This window comes from Psychrobacter sp. S1-30-MNA-CIBAN-0213, from assembly GCF_040309845.1.
Classification (GTDB): domain Bacteria; phylum Pseudomonadota; class Gammaproteobacteria; order Pseudomonadales; family Moraxellaceae; genus Psychrobacter.
Map to the genome: position 1 here is coordinate 1 of NZ_JBEOPE010000132.1, position 251 is coordinate 251.

Annotated in this window: 1 pseudogene; it reads left to right on the forward strand. The window is 48.6% G+C overall.

Annotated elements, in window-relative coordinates:
• A pseudogene (locus tag AAEY87_RS14225) lies at nucleotides 1-251 on the forward strand (energy transducer TonB); the annotation flags it as partial.

Below are 251 nucleotides of genomic sequence, written 5' to 3' on the forward strand. Positions count from 1 at the left end.
GGCTAAGACTGCCGACGTTGCTAAGCTTACTGGCGCATGGTCTTATCATCGGCATACTGGTTTATAACTATCAAACCACTGAAGTTGAGATTGCTGGTAGTATTGAGACGGTCATGGTATCCCCTGAGCAACTTGCTGAAATGCAAGGACAAATACTGGCCAACCGTGCAGCAGCTAGCGCAATGCAGATGGATAGTAGCACTAGCGACTCGTCTAGTAGTGCCCAGCCAGAAATATCTGGTAGTAGCGTC